Genomic DNA, 15,693 nt, shown 5'->3' with positions numbered 1-15,693 from the left:
GATCAAGAAGTTAGCCCACCAGGCCGGATGCAACGGCGAGTCCCAGGAAAACAAAGAAACCCATCGAGTCCGTCGTCATGGTGACGAACACCGACGAAGCAACGGCCGGGTCGGCGCCCATCCGCTCCAGAGTCAGAGGCACGAGCGCGCCGGCAAGCCCGGCAATGACGATATTGGCCAGCATGGCCGCTGCTATGACTCCTCCAAGCAGCGAGTTGGAGAAGACGGCGGCGACGCCGATTCCGATCACGATGGCGACGGTAGCACCGTTGAGCAGGGCCACCCGGATCTCGCGCCACACGGCGCGCCATCGGTTGGAGCTTGTCAGCTGGTTGGTCGCCAGCGCCCGAACGGTCACCGCCAGCGTCTGGGTGCCGGCATTGCCGCCGACTCCAGCGACGATCGGCATCAGGACGGCGAGCGCGACCATCTGGGTGATCGCCCCTTCGAACAGGCTGATGATGGTGGAAGCGACCAAGGCCGTTCCGAGATTGGCGATAAGCCAGCGAACCCGGCTCTTGTAGCTTTCGATGACGGGCTCGTTGATGTCGCCCTCGACTCCGGCGCCGGACAGGAGCAGCGCGTCCTCGCTTGCTTCTTCCTGGATGATGTGGACGACGTCGTCGGCGGTGATCATTCCGACCAGTCGGCCGCTCTGGTCGACCACGGCAGCCGAGATCAGCGCATATTTCTGGAATCGAAGGGCAACCTCCTCCTGGTCCATGTCGACCGGAATCAAGGTCTGCTCGCGCTTCATGACGTCACCGATGGCGATCCGACGCGGTGTGCGAAGAATCCACGAAAGCAGGCAGGTGCCGACCGGTCGGTGCCCGGGGTCGACGACGAAGACCTCCCAGAAATCGGTCGTCAGATCATCGCTCGCGCGCAGGAAGTCGATGACTTGACCGATCGTCCAGTGCTGGGGCACTGCGACGACGTCGCGCCGCATCAAGCGTCCGGCGGATTCCTCCGGATAGGACAGCGCTTCCTCGATGGCCGCCCGGTCGTCCGGATCCAGCGCCCGAAGAACGGCGCGCTGGTCCTCCTCCTCCATGTCCTCGATGATTGCGACAGCGTCGTCGGTGTCGAGCTCGCCGGCAATCTCGGCCACCTGGAGCGTCGTCAGAGCCTCGAGCAATTCGTCGCGAACATGCTCGTTCATCTCTGCGAGCACGTCGCCATCGACCATTCCGGCCAGAGCTTCGGCAAGGGCCCGCCGCTCGCCGCTGTCCACCAGCTCGAAAAGATCGGCCACATCGGCCGGATGAAGCGGCTGCACCAGCGCTCGGGCGCCGTCGCCGTCGTCAGAATAGACGCAGGCCATGACAGCCCGGACGAATTCCGGCCTCAGCCGATCGTCCTCGTCGTGGCGGCTGTCGTCCGGCGTCGAAACCGGCGTCGGCTCATGCGGGATTTCGCGCTCGCTGTCGCTCATCTCGCTCCTCCCGACGCTCGACCCGCAGGCTTCCTACGAGGTGCGCCCGCCAGCCGCAATGGCCGGATCGAAGGCAAGGCGGGTGGCATATCGCCGACGGCGGGCCTAAGGCGCGCAGGACGCAAGAGGAGACGATCATGGCCAACGAACTCAACACCCTTGTTCTCAACCTGGACAGCGGCGGCGACGTGGTCATCCGCTTGCGTCCGGACCTCGCTCCCGGCCACGTTGCCCGGATCAAGGAACTGGTCGAGGAAGGCTTTTACGATGGAGTCGTCTTCCACCGGGTCATCGACGGCTTCATGGCGCAAGGTGGCGATCCAAGCGGAACCGGCGCCGGCGGTTCGGACAAGCCGAACCTGAAGGCGGAGTTCAGCCGCGAGCCGCATGTCCGCGGCACCGCGTCCATGGCTCGAACCCCCGACCCGGACAGCGCCAACAGCCAGTTCTTCATCTGTTTCGACGATTGTCGCTTCCTCGATGGCCAGTACACCGTCTGGGGTCAGGTGGTGGAAGGCATGGAGCATGTTGATGCGCTCCCGAAGGGCGAGCCGCCACGCACTCCCGGCAAGATCGTCAAGGCCAGCCTCAGACCCTGAGGAACGTTTCGCGTTGGCCCGTCCGGTCACCCTTGTCACCGGCGCTTCGGCGGGGCTGGGGATCGAGTTCGTACGCCAATGCGCGGCCCGCGGGGAGGAGGTGGTGCTCGTCGCGCGCCGGAGGGATCGGCTGGAAGCCCTTGCCGGCGAAATTGGCAGGAGGACGCACGTCTTCGCGCTCGATCTCGCCCGGCCGGGATCGGCCGCGCGCCTGATCGAATCAGTCGAGGCCGAGGGGCTGACGGTCGAGACGCTCATCAACAATGCCGGCTTTGGACTCGCCGGCAAGTTCGCTCGTCAGCCGATCGAACGCCAGCGCGAAATGATCGATCTCAACGTCGGAACGCTGACTGAGCTTTCGCACCAGGTAGTCCCAGCCATGAAGGCGCGCGGACGGGGCGCCATTCTCAACGTGGCGTCGACCGCGGCTTTCCAGCCGGGGCCGAACATGGCCGTCTACTACGCGACCAAGGCCTTCGTGCTCTCCTTCACCGAGGCTCTTCACCACGAGCTGAAGGGCAGCGGGATCAAGGTATCCTGCCTCTGCCCCGGGCCGACGGCGACCGAATTCGGCGAGGTGGCCGGGGTGAACAGTCCGATGCTCGGCTACGTCACGGCCGATGCGGCGAGCGTGGTTCAGGCCGGACTGAATGGACTCGACCGCAACCGAGCGTTGGTGATCCCGGGAATCTTCAACAAGACGACGGCCTTCTCGAGCCGCTTGCTGCCGCGAGCGGCCATGCGTCGGATCGTCGGAGCAATCAAGCTCAGCTGATTGCGACTAGGCCGCCCGGCGCTGGCTATCCTCGTCCGGCAGGTTCTCGACAAGCCAGTCGTGAAAGATCCTGACGGCCGGCCGGCCCAGCGCCGAGCGCCGGCAGGCGAACCAGTAGGCATAAGGGCTTTCCACCGCCACGTCGAACAAGCGAGCAAGCCGGGGATCGGCCGAGCCCTCAAGATGCATTTCCAGCATGAAGGCGATCCCGAGACCCTGCGCCGCCGCATCGAGGATCAGCTGTCCGGAGTCGAAATGGTCGATGGCCGCCGGCTCGAGGTTCGGCACCCCGGCCGCTTCGCGCCAATAGTCGAAGGCGTAGGGCAGATCGCGGTGAAGCAGAACCGTGGCTTGTGCAATCTGCGCCGGATGGGCGAGCGCTCGCGGCCCTTGCGCGAATTTCCTGGAGCCGATCGCGACGATTCGGTTGGCGCCCAGCCGGCGGGCGTAAAGCGGCGCTTCGATTTCGCGCGCAAGAACGATCGCCGCATCGAGTCCGTCGTCGAGCCGGGCCAAAGCGTGGGGCTGGGTTTCGATGTCTATGTGAAGCTCCGGGCAGCGCTCCCGCAGGACGGGAAGCCTCGGCATCAACTGGTAGGATGCGAAGAGCTGCAACGCCCCCAGTCGCAGGCGCATCAGCTCACGATGACCCGCCGCGCGTTCCATGGCGAGGCCGAGCGCGTCCAAAGCGGGGCCGATTTCCGCGAGCAGCCGTTCGCCCTCGGAATTCAAGTGGATGGCCTGGTGGCGCCGATCGAAGAGGGGATGCCCGACATGCTGCTCGAGAGTCTGGATCCGGCGCGACAGTGCCGGCGAGGATAGCGCCAGCGCCTCAGCCGCGGCCTTGACCGAGCCCAGCCGGGCCGTCTGGACGAAAGCTTCAATCGCCGAAAGGGGCGGCAGCCTTTTCATACTCTTCTCCCGTCGATTCAGGCTGTTGTTTGTGCACTGCACACAAACGATTTTCCTCTCTCACCCTCTCTTACAGAGAGATGACACCGGTTGCACTTTTTGCAATCCTAGCACCCTATTTCGCACTTGCACAATGACTGTGCACATGCGAAACGAAACTCGCCTTTCAGGCATCCTCTCCTAAAACTTTTAGGCCGACCTTCGGGTCGGCCTTTTTTTGCGTCGACGCCTTCCGGGCGGAGACGGAGTCGATGGGCGAAAACCGCATGGCAAGGCTGCCGCTGCGACTCCTTTGCCGCTGCTCCGCCCGCGCTTGCTCCCTTGAACACCAGCGCAAGCTCAGCTGGCCGAGCGCCGTGCGAGCGTCGCGAAGTCTTCAGGCGGACGCGGCCTGTCGCGGACCTCTCGGGCGAGTTGGTCTGGAGCGGCTCCGGCTCATTCCGCACCCGGAGCCACCTTTTTTGAACCTTGTGCTGGACGATCCGTTGGCGGTGCCTATGTGAGGCGAACGGGGGCGCTCAGGAGACAGTCAGCCGTGGCGGACGAAGAACGCAAACCGAGAAAGTTGCAGGTCGCGACGATGCGGCCGGAAGATAGCGGGCGGGGCATTGCCCGACTGCCGCGCGCAATCATGAACGAGCTCGGGCTCGCCGAGGGCGACGTCATCGAACTGGTCGGCAAGCGCTCCACGCCGGCACGGGCCGTGGGTCCCTATCCCGAGGACGAGGGGCTCAACATCATCCGCCTCGACGGCCTCCAGCGCGCCAATGCCGAGGTCGGCTCAAGCGACTATGTCGAAGTTCGGCGCGGCGAAGCGAAGCCGGCGCAGCGGGTCGTCTTCGCGCCCGCCCAGAAGAATCTGCGCCTTCACGGCTCCGCCCATGCCCTCAAGCGCAGTTTCGGGATGAAGCCGATCACGGCAGGCGACATCGTTGCGACGACCGGGCAACAGCAGATCATGCGCGGCGACATCCCGCCCGAGCTTCGCCAGATGCTGACGGCGCCGGCCTATGCGCTCCAGGAGATCCGGCTGATCGTCGTTTCGACAGTGCCGAAAGGCATCGTCCTGATCGACGCCAATACCGAAGTCGAGCTTCGCCCGGAATATACCGAAGCCAAGGAGATGCGCCGGGCCGATGTCACCTATGACGACATTGGCGGGATCGGCGCCACCGTCGACCAGCTTCGCGAAATGGTGGAGCTTCCGCTCCGTTATCCCGAAATCTTCGAGCGGCTGGGGGTCGATCCGCCGAAGGGCGTCCTGCTCCATGGGCCGCCCGGAACCGGCAAGACTCGGCTCGCTCGGGCGGTGGCGAACGAAAGCGACGCCAGCTTCTTCCACATTGCCGGGCCGGAGATCATGGGCTCGGCCTATGGCGAGTCCGAGAAGAGGCTTCGCGAACTGTTCGAAGAAGCCGGCAAGGCCGCGCCTTCCATCATCTTCATCGACGAGATCGATTCGATCGCGCCCAAGCGCGGCCAGGTGCAGGGCGAAACCGAGAAGAGGCTCGTTGCGCAGCTCCTCACTTTGCTCGATGGCCTGGAGCCGCGGCAGAATCTCATCGTCATTGCCGCGACGAACCGGCCGGAAGCGATTGACGAAGCGCTCCGGCGGCCGGGCCGCTTCGATCGCGAGATCGTGATCGGTGTTCCGGATGAGAATGGGCGTCGCGAAATCCTCGGCATCCATACGCGCGGAATGCCGCTGGACGGCGGAGCCGACCTGACCCGCCTGGCGAAGCAGACCTACGGTTTCGTCGGAGCGGATCTCGCGGCCCTGACCCGCGAGGCGGCGATCGAGGCGGTTCGCCGGATCATGCCGCAGCTCGACCTGGCCGACGGATCGGGCGCAATCCCGCCGGAAGTGCTCGACACGCTCTCCGTCACCGGCAAGGATTTCGAGGAGGCGCTGAAGCGCGTCCAGCCTTCGGCCATGCGCGAAGTGATGGTCCAGAAGCCGGATATAGGCTGGGAGGATGTCGGCGGGGTCGACGAGGCTCGCGAGCGGCTGCGCGAAGGCGTCGAGCTCCCGCTCAGGCATCCCGACGCCTTCCGGCGGCTGGGAATCCGTCCGGCCAAGGGCTTCCTTCTCTATGGCCCGCCAGGAACCGGCAAGACGCTGCTGGCGAAAGCGACCGCGCGCGAGGCGGAGGCGAACTTCATTGCCACCAAATCTTCGGACCTGCTGTCGAAATGGTATGGCGAATCCGAGCAGCAGATTGCGCGGCTCTTCGCTCGAGCCCGGCAGGTGGCGCCCACGGTCATCTTCATCGACGAGCTGGACAGCCTGGTGCCCGCTCGCGGCGGCGGGCTCGGCGAGCCGCAGGTCACCGAGCGGGTCGTCAACACCATCCTGGCCGAAATGGACGGGCTGGAAGAGCTTCAGTCGGTGGTCGTGATCGGCGCAACCAACCGGCCGAACCTGATCGATCCGGCGCTTCTACGCCCGGGTCGGTTCGACGAGCTGATCTACGTGCCGGTGCCTGACTACGCCGGCCGACGGCACATTCTTGGCATTCACACCAAGGGAATGCCGCTCGCGGACGATGTCGATCTCGACATGCTGGCCGAGCGCACCGATCGTTTCACGGGTGCGGACCTCGAGGATCTGGTCCGACGGGCAGGCCTGTTCGCGCTTCGCGAGCGGATCGAGGCCAGCGTGGTCTCCATGGCCGAATTCGAGCGGGCTCTCGGCGAGACCCGCGCCTCGGTGACTCCGGAAATGGAGCGCGACTATGAGCAGATCCAGGCCAATCTCAAGCAGGACGCGATGAGCGCTGGAACGTCGGGCATCGGCTTCATCCAGCCGGGCATGCTTACTCCGCGGGGGACGAAGGGCGGAAGCTGAGCGCCGTCCAGGCGGCAAGCGCCAGCATCAGCAGCGCTGTGGCAAGGAAAGGCAGCGGGATCGACACCGTGTAGAGAGCGACTCCGATCGCCGGAGCGGCGATGAAGGCGACGCCCGCGACCGACGTGACCATCCCCGCCACCGCATTCTGCTCGTGCGGCTCGACCGCCAGCGAAGCGCCGCTGGTGAAGCCGGGACGGAACATTCCGAACCCCAGCGAGGCGAGGGCGAAACCCATCGTGATCCCGTAAATGCCCGTCGAAACGCCGGTGATCGCCGTCCCCACCGCTGCGATGATCGATCCCCAGGACACGAGCTGCCTCGGATCGAGTCCGAGCTGGGGGATCAGCCACCATTGCGCCAGCAAGGAAGCGAGCGCTCCGGCGATGAGCACGATGGCGATCCATTGCTGAGCCGTGTCGAGCGGGAGGTCGAGCCGATCGATCACGAGGAAGCCGATGACGCCGAGCAGGGCGGCGTGGCCGTGACCGCCGATCGTTCCGATGATGTGCCACGGAAGCACCCTTGGATCGCGCCAGGCGAGGCGGCTCGGCTTGCCCGGCTCGGCCGCCGCGGCGACTCCACCGATCGAAGGATAGGCGATGATCGTTCCGCTGGCCTCCGTCTTCGGGGTATCGTCGGGAAGCCTCAGCACAAGATAGGTGAGCACCCCCGCGCCGACGCCGGCAAACACGATCAACGGCGCCGACAAGCCGAGCGGTTCGAAGATGAAGAGGGGCGCGATCGCCGGGCCGACAATGGTCCCGAGGCCGAAGGAGGAAGCGATCGCCGCCAGCGCACTGGTGCGCTGCTGACCCTCGGTCCGGGCGGCAACATAGGCCTGTACCGCCGGCGGTGAAGCCGATCCGAACGCGCCGTAGATGGTTCGACCCAGCATGAAGATGAAAAAGACGGCGGTGGTCCCGAGCACGCCGTGAAGCCCTGCGGCGAGCACTCCGCCGCAGATCAGCATGGAGACGATGAAGCCGTACAGGCCAAGGCGCATCAATGCCCGGCGCCCTCTCCGGTCGGCACGGTGGGCCCAATAGGGTGCGGTGAAGACCCAGATGACGGCCGAAAGGCTGAACACGACGGCGACCCAGATGTCAGCGACCCCCAGCTGCCGCCCGATCGCAGGCAAGAGCGATTGCATGGCGGTATTCCCGGCAGCGGCGACCAGCATCACCGAGAAGAGCAGTGCAAAACGCTCGCGCGAGAGGCCGAACCCGTTCATCTGGCTGGCTTTTCTCCAGCTACCCAGTGGTCGACAAAGCGCTTGGGATGGACCTTTTCGGTACGCCTGCCGTTGGTTCGGCTGAACAGGGGCAGTGCGCTCGGCTTGCCAATCGTCCGACGATTTGCCAACGCAGTGCCTTTCCTCGGAAATCTGGAAGAGAGCATGTCGGCATCCTGGGACCAAGCACGTAGAGAGAGCCGGTTCGCGCGTCAGCTGGCCGGAAGCCCGCTCTGGCACTTCCTGCGCGGCTTCATCAAGCATCCGGTGATGGTGGGCTCGATCATTCCGTCATCCCGAGCGACGATCGACAAAATGCTCGGACCAGTCGATTGGGCGAACACGAAATTGTTCGTCGAATATGGACCGGGCGTGGGCACCTTCACCGAACATGTGCTTCACCGGCTCGCACCGGACGCGACTCTCATCACGATCGACACCAATCCGGATTTTACCGATTATCTTCGGCGCAAGTTTGCCGACAGCCGCCTGTTCGCCGTCACCGGCTCGGCCGCCGATGTGCGTCAGATCATCGCCGACTGCGGCTTCCAGGAGGCGGATTATGTCCTGTCCGGCCTTCCTTTCTCGACCCTGCCGCCGGGGATCGGCCCGAAGATCGCCGAACAGACCGCCGAGGCGCTGAGGCCGGGAGGCGCTTTCCTCGTCTATCAGTTCTCGCCCAAGGTGCGCGATTTCCTCGCGCCGCATTTCGACCGGATCGACCGCGGCTTTGAATGGAAGAACGTCCCACCCTGCCAGCTTTTCTGGGCGTGGAAGGACTAGGGGCGCCGGATCAGGGTCCCAGGCGATTGCCGAAGTTCAATCGTCGGGCGAGATTGTAATCGGCCGTCGCCATGATGAAGAAGCCGAAGCCCCAGCGGAGCCGGTTCAGCAAGGTCATGTTGGCTCGATGCTCCTCCGGCAAGATCCGCCGGCTGTCGGCAATCTCGCCTTCGAGGAACTCGCGCATCATCGCTGCAAAGCCGGCATCCTCCACTCGGAGCATCATTTCCAGATTGAGATAGAGGCTCCGCAGATCGAAATTGGCGGAGCCGATATGCACCACGTCGTCGATGACGATCAGCTTGGCGTGAAGCTTGGTCGGCTGATATTCATAGACTTCGATTCCGCGCTTCAGGATCCGCCAGTAGGAGAAGCGGGCGGCCCAAATGGTCGAGCGGATGTCCGACTTGCCGGCGGTGACGAGCCTTACCCGGCCACGCCGGGCCACGCCGTAGAGACGCCGGAGCATCGAGAGGCTCGGCACGAAATAGGCCATGAACAGGTCGACCGAACGAGCCCGGAGCATGTCCCGCTTCACCGACCGGGCCCAGGGGCTCAGCCGTCGGCTCGGGCCGCCGAACAGCCAGTGCAGGGATTCGTACTGGATGCTGTGGCGGCTGAGCATCCGGCGAAGGGCCCGGATCGATCCATTCTCATTCTCCGCCCAGCGGAAGATGTCGTCGAAATAGGCCATGAGGCAGGCGACGCTCGGTCCCTCCACCTCGAGCCCCAGGTCCCGCCAGGCGCCGGATTCTATGGTTCCGAAATATTCGTCGCCGATGTTGAAGCCGCCGACGATCGCCTTGCGACCGTCCGCCAGTGCGAGCTTCTGGTGATTGCGCATCAGATAGCGGCGCCCCCAGCGCGGAACGAAGCGGCAGAATCGGGCTCCCGCATCCTTGAGCGGCTTGAAGAAGGCGGGCGTTGCATCGGACGCGCCGAACCCGTCCAGCAGCATCGACACCTTCACGCCGCGCTCGGCGGCGGCAACGAGCGCATCGCGGACTCGCCGGCCGCTCTCGTCATTGAGCCAGATGTAATAGAGGATCCGGAGCGATTCCTTCGCTCCGTCGATCAGAGCGATCAGAGCCTCGAGACGCTCGGGGCCATCGGTCCAGAGGGTGAGGCGGTTTCCCGCCACCTCCATCGGCCTGATCCTGCGTTTGTCGAGCGACATGTGCAGCGGAGTAGCGGTGCCGAAATGCGGTGGGAAGGCGTGTCGAAGGCTGGAGCTTGACCGGTCGATAGGCTGGCGGTCGCCACAACTTTCCTTCGCTTCTTTCCTTCGCCCCTTTCCTATGCGCCCGAGGCTGCGGCGCCCTTGGCCGGCGCGACGCTTTGGCGATAGGGAATGGCGTGCCCATTTCCCGCCTCAGTCTCACCGACTTTCGGTCCTATGCGGACGCGGTGGTTTCGCCGGGCTCCGGCTTCGTCATCCTCACCGGAGAGAATGGCGCGGGGAAAACCAACATGCTCGAGGCCGTCTCGCTGCTTGCACCCGGGCGCGGGCTTCGCGGTGCAAGTCTGGCGGAAATGGCGCGCGGCGACGGGCCCGGCGGCTTTGCCGTGGCGGCCAGGCTGCCGGACGTGGAGATCGGCACCGGCACCAGCGCAGCCGCGCCGGAGCGGCGCCAGGTGCGGATCAATGGAGCTCCGGCGGCGGCCAACTCCCTTTCGGAGCGCTTGTCGCTGCTTTGGCTTACGCCGGCGATGGACCGGCTGTTCACCGAAAGCGCTTCAGGGCGCCGCCGCTTTCTCGACCGTTTGGTGCTGGCGCTCCACCCCGGCCATGCCGCACATGCCGCCCGCTATGAAGCGGCGATGCGAGCGCGCAACAAGTTGCTGGCCGAGGAAGCCGAAGGTCGGAGCTCGCGCGATACAAGCTGGTTGTCTGCGCTGGAAGCGCGAATGGCCGAACATGGGACGGCGATCGTCGAGGCTCGAAGTCAAAGCGTCGCGGCGCTGAACCAGATCCTCGCCGACACGCCCGAAGGACCGTTCGCACGAGCGGGCCTCGCCATCGAGGGTGGCGAAGAGCCGGATCTGGCTCGAAGCCTGGCCCTCGGCCGCGACCGCGACGCCGCGGCCGGACGAACCCTGGTCGGTCCCCACCGCACCGACCTGGTCGTCACTCATCTCGGCAAGGCGCAGCCGGCGGCACTCTGTTCCACCGGGGAACAGAAGGCGCTCCTCGTCGGCCTCGTCCTCGCCCATGCGGCTTTGGTCGCCGATCGATCGGGTGCTCCGCCGATCCTCCTGCTCGACGAGATTGCGGCGCACCTCGACGCCTTGCGTCGCGCTGCCCTGTTCGACCGGCTGGCGCAGCGCGGCGGCCAGGTCTGGATGACCGGAACCGAGCGTAGCCTGTTCGCTGAAATCGGCGGCGACGCCAGCTGGATCGAGATCCGCGAGGGCGCCGTCCATACCGCTTGAATCCGGCGATTTTCCTTGGGTTTTCCCCTCTGAAACCCTATATGCTCGGCATGGCATCCTCCCCGAATGAAAACAGCTACGGCGCCGATTCGATCAAGGTGCTGAAAGGGCTCGACGCGGTCCGCAAACGGCCCGGCATGTATATCGGCGACACCGACGACGGATCCGGCCTCCACCACATGGTGTTTGAGGTGTCCGACAATGCGATCGACGAAGCGCTTGCGGGTTATTGCGACCTGATCCGGATCACCCTGAACCCGGACGGCTCCTGCTCGGTCGAGGATAATGGCCGCGGCATTCCGACCGACATCCATCCCGAAGAAGGCGTCTCGGCGGCCGAGGTCATCATGACCCAGCTCCATGCCGGCGGGAAGTTCGAGAACACGTCGGACGCCAACGCCTACAAGGTGTCGGGCGGTCTCCATGGCGTGGGCGTCTCCGTCGTCAACGCGCTGTCGGAAATGCTCGAGCTCACCGTCTGGCGGGACGGCAAGGAGCATTTCATGCGGTTTCGCCACGGCGAACCGGAGGCGCCGCTGGAAATCGTCGGTGAAGCGCCGGGCAAGAAAGGCACCAAGGTCACTTTCCTTCCTTCGGCCGAGACGTTCAAGATAACCGAATTCGATTTCGACACGCTCGAGCACCGGTTCCGCGAGCTCGCGTTCCTCAACAGCGGGGTCCGCCTGATCCTGACCGACGCCCGTCACGAGGAGGAAAAGAGCGTCGAGCTCTTTTACGAAGGCGGCATCGCTGCCTTCGTGCGCTGGCTCGATCGCGCCAAGACCCCGCTCATCCCCGAGCCGATCGCCATCACCGGCCAGCGCGACGACATCGGCATCGATGTCGCGCTCGAGTGGAACGACAGCTATTACGAGCAGGTTCTCTGCTTCACCAACAACATCCCGCAGCGCGACGGCGGCACCCATCTGGCGGCCTTCCGCGCCGCCTTGACCCGCACCTTGAACGTCTATGCGGATCGTTCCGGCCAGCTGAAGAAGGAAAAGGTCAGCCTCACCGGCGACGACATGCGCGAAGGGCTCACGGCGATCGTCTCCGTCAAGCTGCCCGACCCGAAGTTCAGCTCGCAAACGAAGGACAAGCTGGTCTCCTCCGAGGTCCGGCAGCCGCTCGAGAGCCTGATCGCCGACAAGCTGGCCGAATGGCTGGAAGAGAATCCCGGCCATGCCCGTACGGTCGTCCAGAAGGTCATCGACGCCGCCGCAGCTCGAGAAGCGGCCCGCAAGGCGCGCGAGTTGACCCGTCGCAAGGGCGCGATGGACATCGCTTCCCTTCCCGGCAAGCTCGCCGACTGCCAGGAGCGCGACCCTGCCAAGTCCGAGCTGTTCCTGGTCGAGGGCGACAGCGCCGGCGGCTCGGCGAAACAGGGACGGGACCGCCATTTCCAGGCCATCCTTCCCTTGCGCGGCAAGATCTTGAACGTCGAGCGGGCGCGGTTCGACAGGATGCTGTCCAGCCGTGAGGTCGGCACCCTGATTCAGGCCATGGGCACCGGCATCGGCCGCGACGACTTCAACATCGAGAAGCTGCGCTATCACAAGATCGTGATCATGACGGACGCCGACGTGGACGGCGCCCATATCCGAACGCTCCTGCTCACCTTCTTCTATCGCCAGATGCCGGAGATCATCGAGCGCGGGCATCTCTTCATCGCCCAGCCGCCCCTCTACAAGGTCGCCAAGGGACGTTCCGAAGTCTACCTCAAGGACGATGCGGCGCTCGATCAATATTTGGTCGACGCCGGCATTGGCGGCATGGTCCTGGAATCCGCCGAAGGGACCCGATCCGGCGAGGACCTGCGGGCGCTTGCCGATCATGCACGCCGGATGCGGACTCTGATGCGCTATGTTCCCCGGCGCTACGACTGGACCATCATCGAGGCCTTGGCCTTGTCGGGCGCCCTCGATCCCCAGCTCGAGCCGGCCCAGCGTAGCGAGGCGCTTGCACGGGCCGCCGCGTGGCTCAACCCGGGCGACGATGAAGCCGTCTGGACGGCGGAGATCGGCACGGATGGCGACTATGTCCTGCGCCGGCTGTGGCGGGGCGTCACCGATCACCACGTCGTCGATCACAAGTTCCTCGTGTCGGCGGAAGCCCGCAAGCTGCACAGCCTGTCCAGCGAACAGGCGGCCGCTTACGCGAAACCTTCCCGGCTCGTGTCGCTCAGGACCGCTCAGGCCGAGGCCGCGGATGGCGAGGGTGACGAGCAGGCGGTTCCCGCCAAGGGGGTTCGGGTCAGCCGTCCGAGCGAGCTGCTCGAGGCGATCCTCGCCGCCGGCCGCAAGGGCCTGAGCATCCAGCGCTACAAGGGCCTCGGCGAGATGAACGCGGACCAGCTTTGGGAAACGACGCTCGATCCGACCAACCGTTCGCTGCTCAAGGTCGAGGTGGCACAGGCCGATGTGGCGGACGAAATCTTTACGCGACTGATGGGCGACGTCGTCGAGCCGCGGCGGGACTTCATCCAGGAGAATGCGCTGAACGTCGCCAATCTCGACGTTTGACCCTCGCCTGACGAGCTTCGCCTGAAGCGAGGACCAGGGCCGAAATCGAAGCCAGAATCAATGCACGCATCCTTCGTCTTCCCGCAGGATGATGTAACAGTATCATATGCGAGGTGGGTGAAAGGCAATCGAATAGTCGAGGGTCAGGCGGCGTTCGGCGCCTGGCCCGCGGTGCGGAACGGCACGACCCGAGCGGCCGCGATGATTCGGGCCTCCGCGGGGACCATGGGAGGGGCGAGAGCGAAGCCCTGGCCGTCTCGGCACCCGAGCCGGCGAAGCAAGGCGAGCTGGTCGGCCGTCTCGATATGTTCGGCGATGCAGGGGACGTTGAGCGACGCGCAAAGGTCGAGCACGCCCTTGAACAAACGCATCGCCGCGGGCGACTCGGCTGCCCCGGTAAGGAGCGAACCGTCGAGCTTGATCGCGTCGAAGAACATCTCGCGCAGGTAGGAGATGGAGGCGTAACCCGCGCCGAAATCGTCGAGCACGACCCGCGCGCCGGCGCTCCGCAGCGCCTTCAGATTGAGCCTGGCCGTTTCGAAATCCGCGAGCAGCGCTGTCTCGGTCACCTCGATCTGGAGCCGCTCGGGAGCCAGATGCTCGCGCTCCACCGCGGCAAGGATCTGCTTGGCCGAGCTCGCCGAGCAAAGCTGCACCGCGCTGAGATTGAAGGACAGGTGCACGGCGTCGGGCCAATGCGCCGCTTCCCGTGCGGCGCCGGCCAGTAGGCTGGCACTGATCGCCTCGATCGCATTGATCTGCTCGGTGATCGGGATGAATTCGGACGGTGCGATGGCGCCGAGCTCGGGGTGATGCCAGCGCGCCAGCGCCTCGAAGGCTCGGATCGAGCCGCTGCGCAGGTCGAAGATCGGCTGGAACACCAGTCGCATCTGATCGTGGACTTCACGCGTCCGAAGCGCCTGCTCGATCGCACCCCGGCGCGAGTTCGCCCGCTCGAGTTCGGGCGTGAACAGCGCCACGCTTCCTTTGCCCTGATCCTTGCCGTTGTAGAGAGCGGCGTCGCCGCGGCGCAAGGCGAGCGCTTCATCGCTCTCGCCGGGCCGGAGCAGCACCAGCCCGCAGCAGGAAGACAGTCGGAACTCGCGCCCGTCCGAGCGATAAGGCTGGCCGAGTACTTCAGTCAAAGCTCGCCCGGCTGCGATCGCCGCTTCGCCGTCCCGTGCCTCGAGTATCAGAGCGAATTCGTCGCCGCCGATCCGAGCCGCCAGTACCGCCGCCGGGTGCGCTCGAAGCCGGGCGGCCACCTCCACGAGAACCGAATCGCCCGCAGCATGTCCGAAAGTGTCGTTGATCGGCTTGAACCCGTCGAGATCGAGCAGCGCCAGAACGAACGGTGTTCCGGTCGAATCGCCGAGACGTCGACTGAGCGCGTGCAGGAAGGCACGACGGTTCGCCAGACCGGTCAGCGGGTCACTGTCGGCGATCCGCTTGACCCTGGCCTTCTCCGCCAGCGCTTCCTGCTTTGCAAGCTGAGCCAGTTCGCGGTCGTTTTCGACGGCCGAGCGGGAACGGACGATCTCGACGAATCCCTGGTCCTGCAGACCGATGAGCCGCAACGTCAGCAAGGCGATCAGCGCCAGGCAGACGCCGACTCCCAGATGGGCGGATTGCGGTGAAAAGGCGAGGAAGAGCGAGAAGGGCAGAGCGAAAAGCAGCAATGGGAGCCTCGCTGCCGCAGGAAAGCCGCTCAGCCCGTATGCAACGCCGACTGCAGCCAGCGAGGCAAAGAGGATGACGAGATCCTGCTTATATTCGCCTTCGGAATCCCACAGGAAGTTGATCGACCAGAAGGTGGCCGCCAGGCTGAACCCGGCGGCGAGATAGAGCGCTCTGCGGAGCTCGACCAGAATCTTCTCGGGCGGGAAATCGCGACGACGGTTGCGCACCCAGTGGACCAGCCGAACGAGCGCGAGGAGGACGAGCAAATTCGCGGGATGGTTGAGCCGGTCGAGACTGAGCCCGTGCCCCAGATGGAAGCCGAACACATTGGCGAGCACCAGCAGATAGACGAGCGGCATCTGGCGCTGGAGCAGTCGATAGCGCTCGCGCAACAGGGCGCGCCCGAACGCCGTCTCCGTTTCCCCCGCGCTCAGCCAACGCCTCAGTCCGCGCGTTTCCGCCTCGCCCATCC

11 protein-coding genes are annotated in these 15,693 nt (G+C 65.2%); 6 read left to right on the top strand and 5 right to left on the bottom strand.

The genetic code is table 11. The annotated features are described in order from the left end of the window. Positions 1-10: 10 nt before the first annotated feature. Positions 11-1,435, bottom strand: a complete 1,425-nt coding sequence (gene mgtE, locus ACRYLT_RS05870) for a magnesium transporter (protein WP_482663169.1) — start codon at positions 1,433-1,435, stop codon at positions 11-13. Positions 1,436-1,572: 137 nt separating this feature from the next. On the opposite strand from mgtE, the gene ACRYLT_RS05865 reads away from it, so the two are divergent. Next, entirely contained in the window at positions 1,573-2,034 is a 462-nt protein-coding gene (locus tag ACRYLT_RS05865; RefSeq protein WP_482663168.1) for a peptidylprolyl isomerase, read from the top strand. A gap of 13 nt (positions 2,035-2,047) precedes the next feature. Beyond that, positions 2,048-2,809, top strand: a complete 762-nt coding sequence (locus tag ACRYLT_RS05860) for an SDR family NAD(P)-dependent oxidoreductase (RefSeq protein ID WP_482663167.1) — start codon at positions 2,048-2,050, stop codon at positions 2,807-2,809. A 6-nt stretch (positions 2,810-2,815) separates the two neighbouring features. Here ACRYLT_RS05860 and ACRYLT_RS05855 read toward each other — a convergent pair whose 3' ends face one another. Then, positions 2,816-3,721 carry a LysR substrate-binding domain-containing protein gene (locus ACRYLT_RS05855; RefSeq protein ID WP_482663166.1) on the bottom strand — a complete coding sequence of 302 codons (906 nt, stop codon included), beginning with the start codon at positions 3,719-3,721 and terminating at the stop codon, positions 2,816-2,818. A 535-nt stretch (positions 3,722-4,256) separates the two neighbouring features. Here ACRYLT_RS05855 and ACRYLT_RS05850 point away from each other — a divergent pair. After that, positions 4,257-6,569 carry a CDC48 family AAA ATPase gene (locus tag ACRYLT_RS05850; RefSeq protein WP_482663165.1) on the top strand — a complete coding sequence of 771 codons (2,313 nt, stop codon included), beginning with the start codon at positions 4,257-4,259 and terminating at the stop codon, positions 6,567-6,569. On the opposite strand, the gene ACRYLT_RS05845 is transcribed toward ACRYLT_RS05850, so the two are convergent. Continuing rightward, complete coding sequence (locus ACRYLT_RS05845; RefSeq protein WP_482663164.1) at positions 6,538-8,067, bottom strand: MFS transporter; 1,530 nt, start codon at positions 8,065-8,067, stop codon at positions 6,538-6,540. The genes ACRYLT_RS05850 and ACRYLT_RS05845 overlap by 32 nt on opposite strands. On the opposite strand from ACRYLT_RS05845, the gene ACRYLT_RS05840 reads away from it, so the two are divergent. Further along, a complete protein-coding gene (locus ACRYLT_RS05840) occupies positions 7,969-8,586 on the top strand; it encodes a class I SAM-dependent methyltransferase (RefSeq protein WP_482663163.1) in 618 nt (205 codons plus the stop codon). The genes ACRYLT_RS05845 and ACRYLT_RS05840 overlap by 99 nt on opposite strands. A gap of 10 nt (positions 8,587-8,596) precedes the next feature. Here the strand turns inward: ACRYLT_RS05840 and ACRYLT_RS05835 are convergent, their stop codons facing one another. Continuing rightward, on the bottom strand, positions 8,597-9,733 hold the full coding sequence (locus tag ACRYLT_RS05835; protein ID WP_482663162.1) for a phospholipase D-like domain-containing protein: 1,137 nt from the start codon (positions 9,731-9,733) through the stop codon (positions 8,597-8,599). Positions 9,734-9,942: 209 nt separating this feature from the next. Here ACRYLT_RS05835 and recF point away from each other — a divergent pair, with 209 nt between their 5' ends. Then, positions 9,943-11,019 carry a DNA replication/repair protein RecF gene (gene recF / locus ACRYLT_RS05830; protein WP_482663161.1) on the top strand — a complete coding sequence of 359 codons (1,077 nt, stop codon included), beginning with the start codon at positions 9,943-9,945 and terminating at the stop codon, positions 11,017-11,019. Between the two features lie 50 nt (positions 11,020-11,069). Next, positions 11,070-13,541 carry a DNA topoisomerase (ATP-hydrolyzing) subunit B gene (gene gyrB, locus ACRYLT_RS05825; protein WP_482665402.1) on the top strand — a complete coding sequence of 824 codons (2,472 nt, stop codon included), beginning with the start codon at positions 11,070-11,072 and terminating at the stop codon, positions 13,539-13,541. A 143-nt stretch (positions 13,542-13,684) separates the two neighbouring features. On the opposite strand, the gene ACRYLT_RS05820 is transcribed toward gyrB, so the two are convergent. Beyond that, positions 13,685-15,691 (bottom strand): putative bifunctional diguanylate cyclase/phosphodiesterase, encoded by a 2,007-nt coding sequence (locus ACRYLT_RS05820; protein WP_482663160.1) that lies wholly within the window; start codon positions 15,689-15,691, stop codon positions 13,685-13,687. Positions 15,692-15,693: the final 2 nt, after the last annotated feature.

It is taken from the genome of Sphingosinicella sp. SM1-17 (genome assembly GCF_056821765.1).
This window is presented reverse-complemented; position numbering and strand designations above follow the sequence as displayed.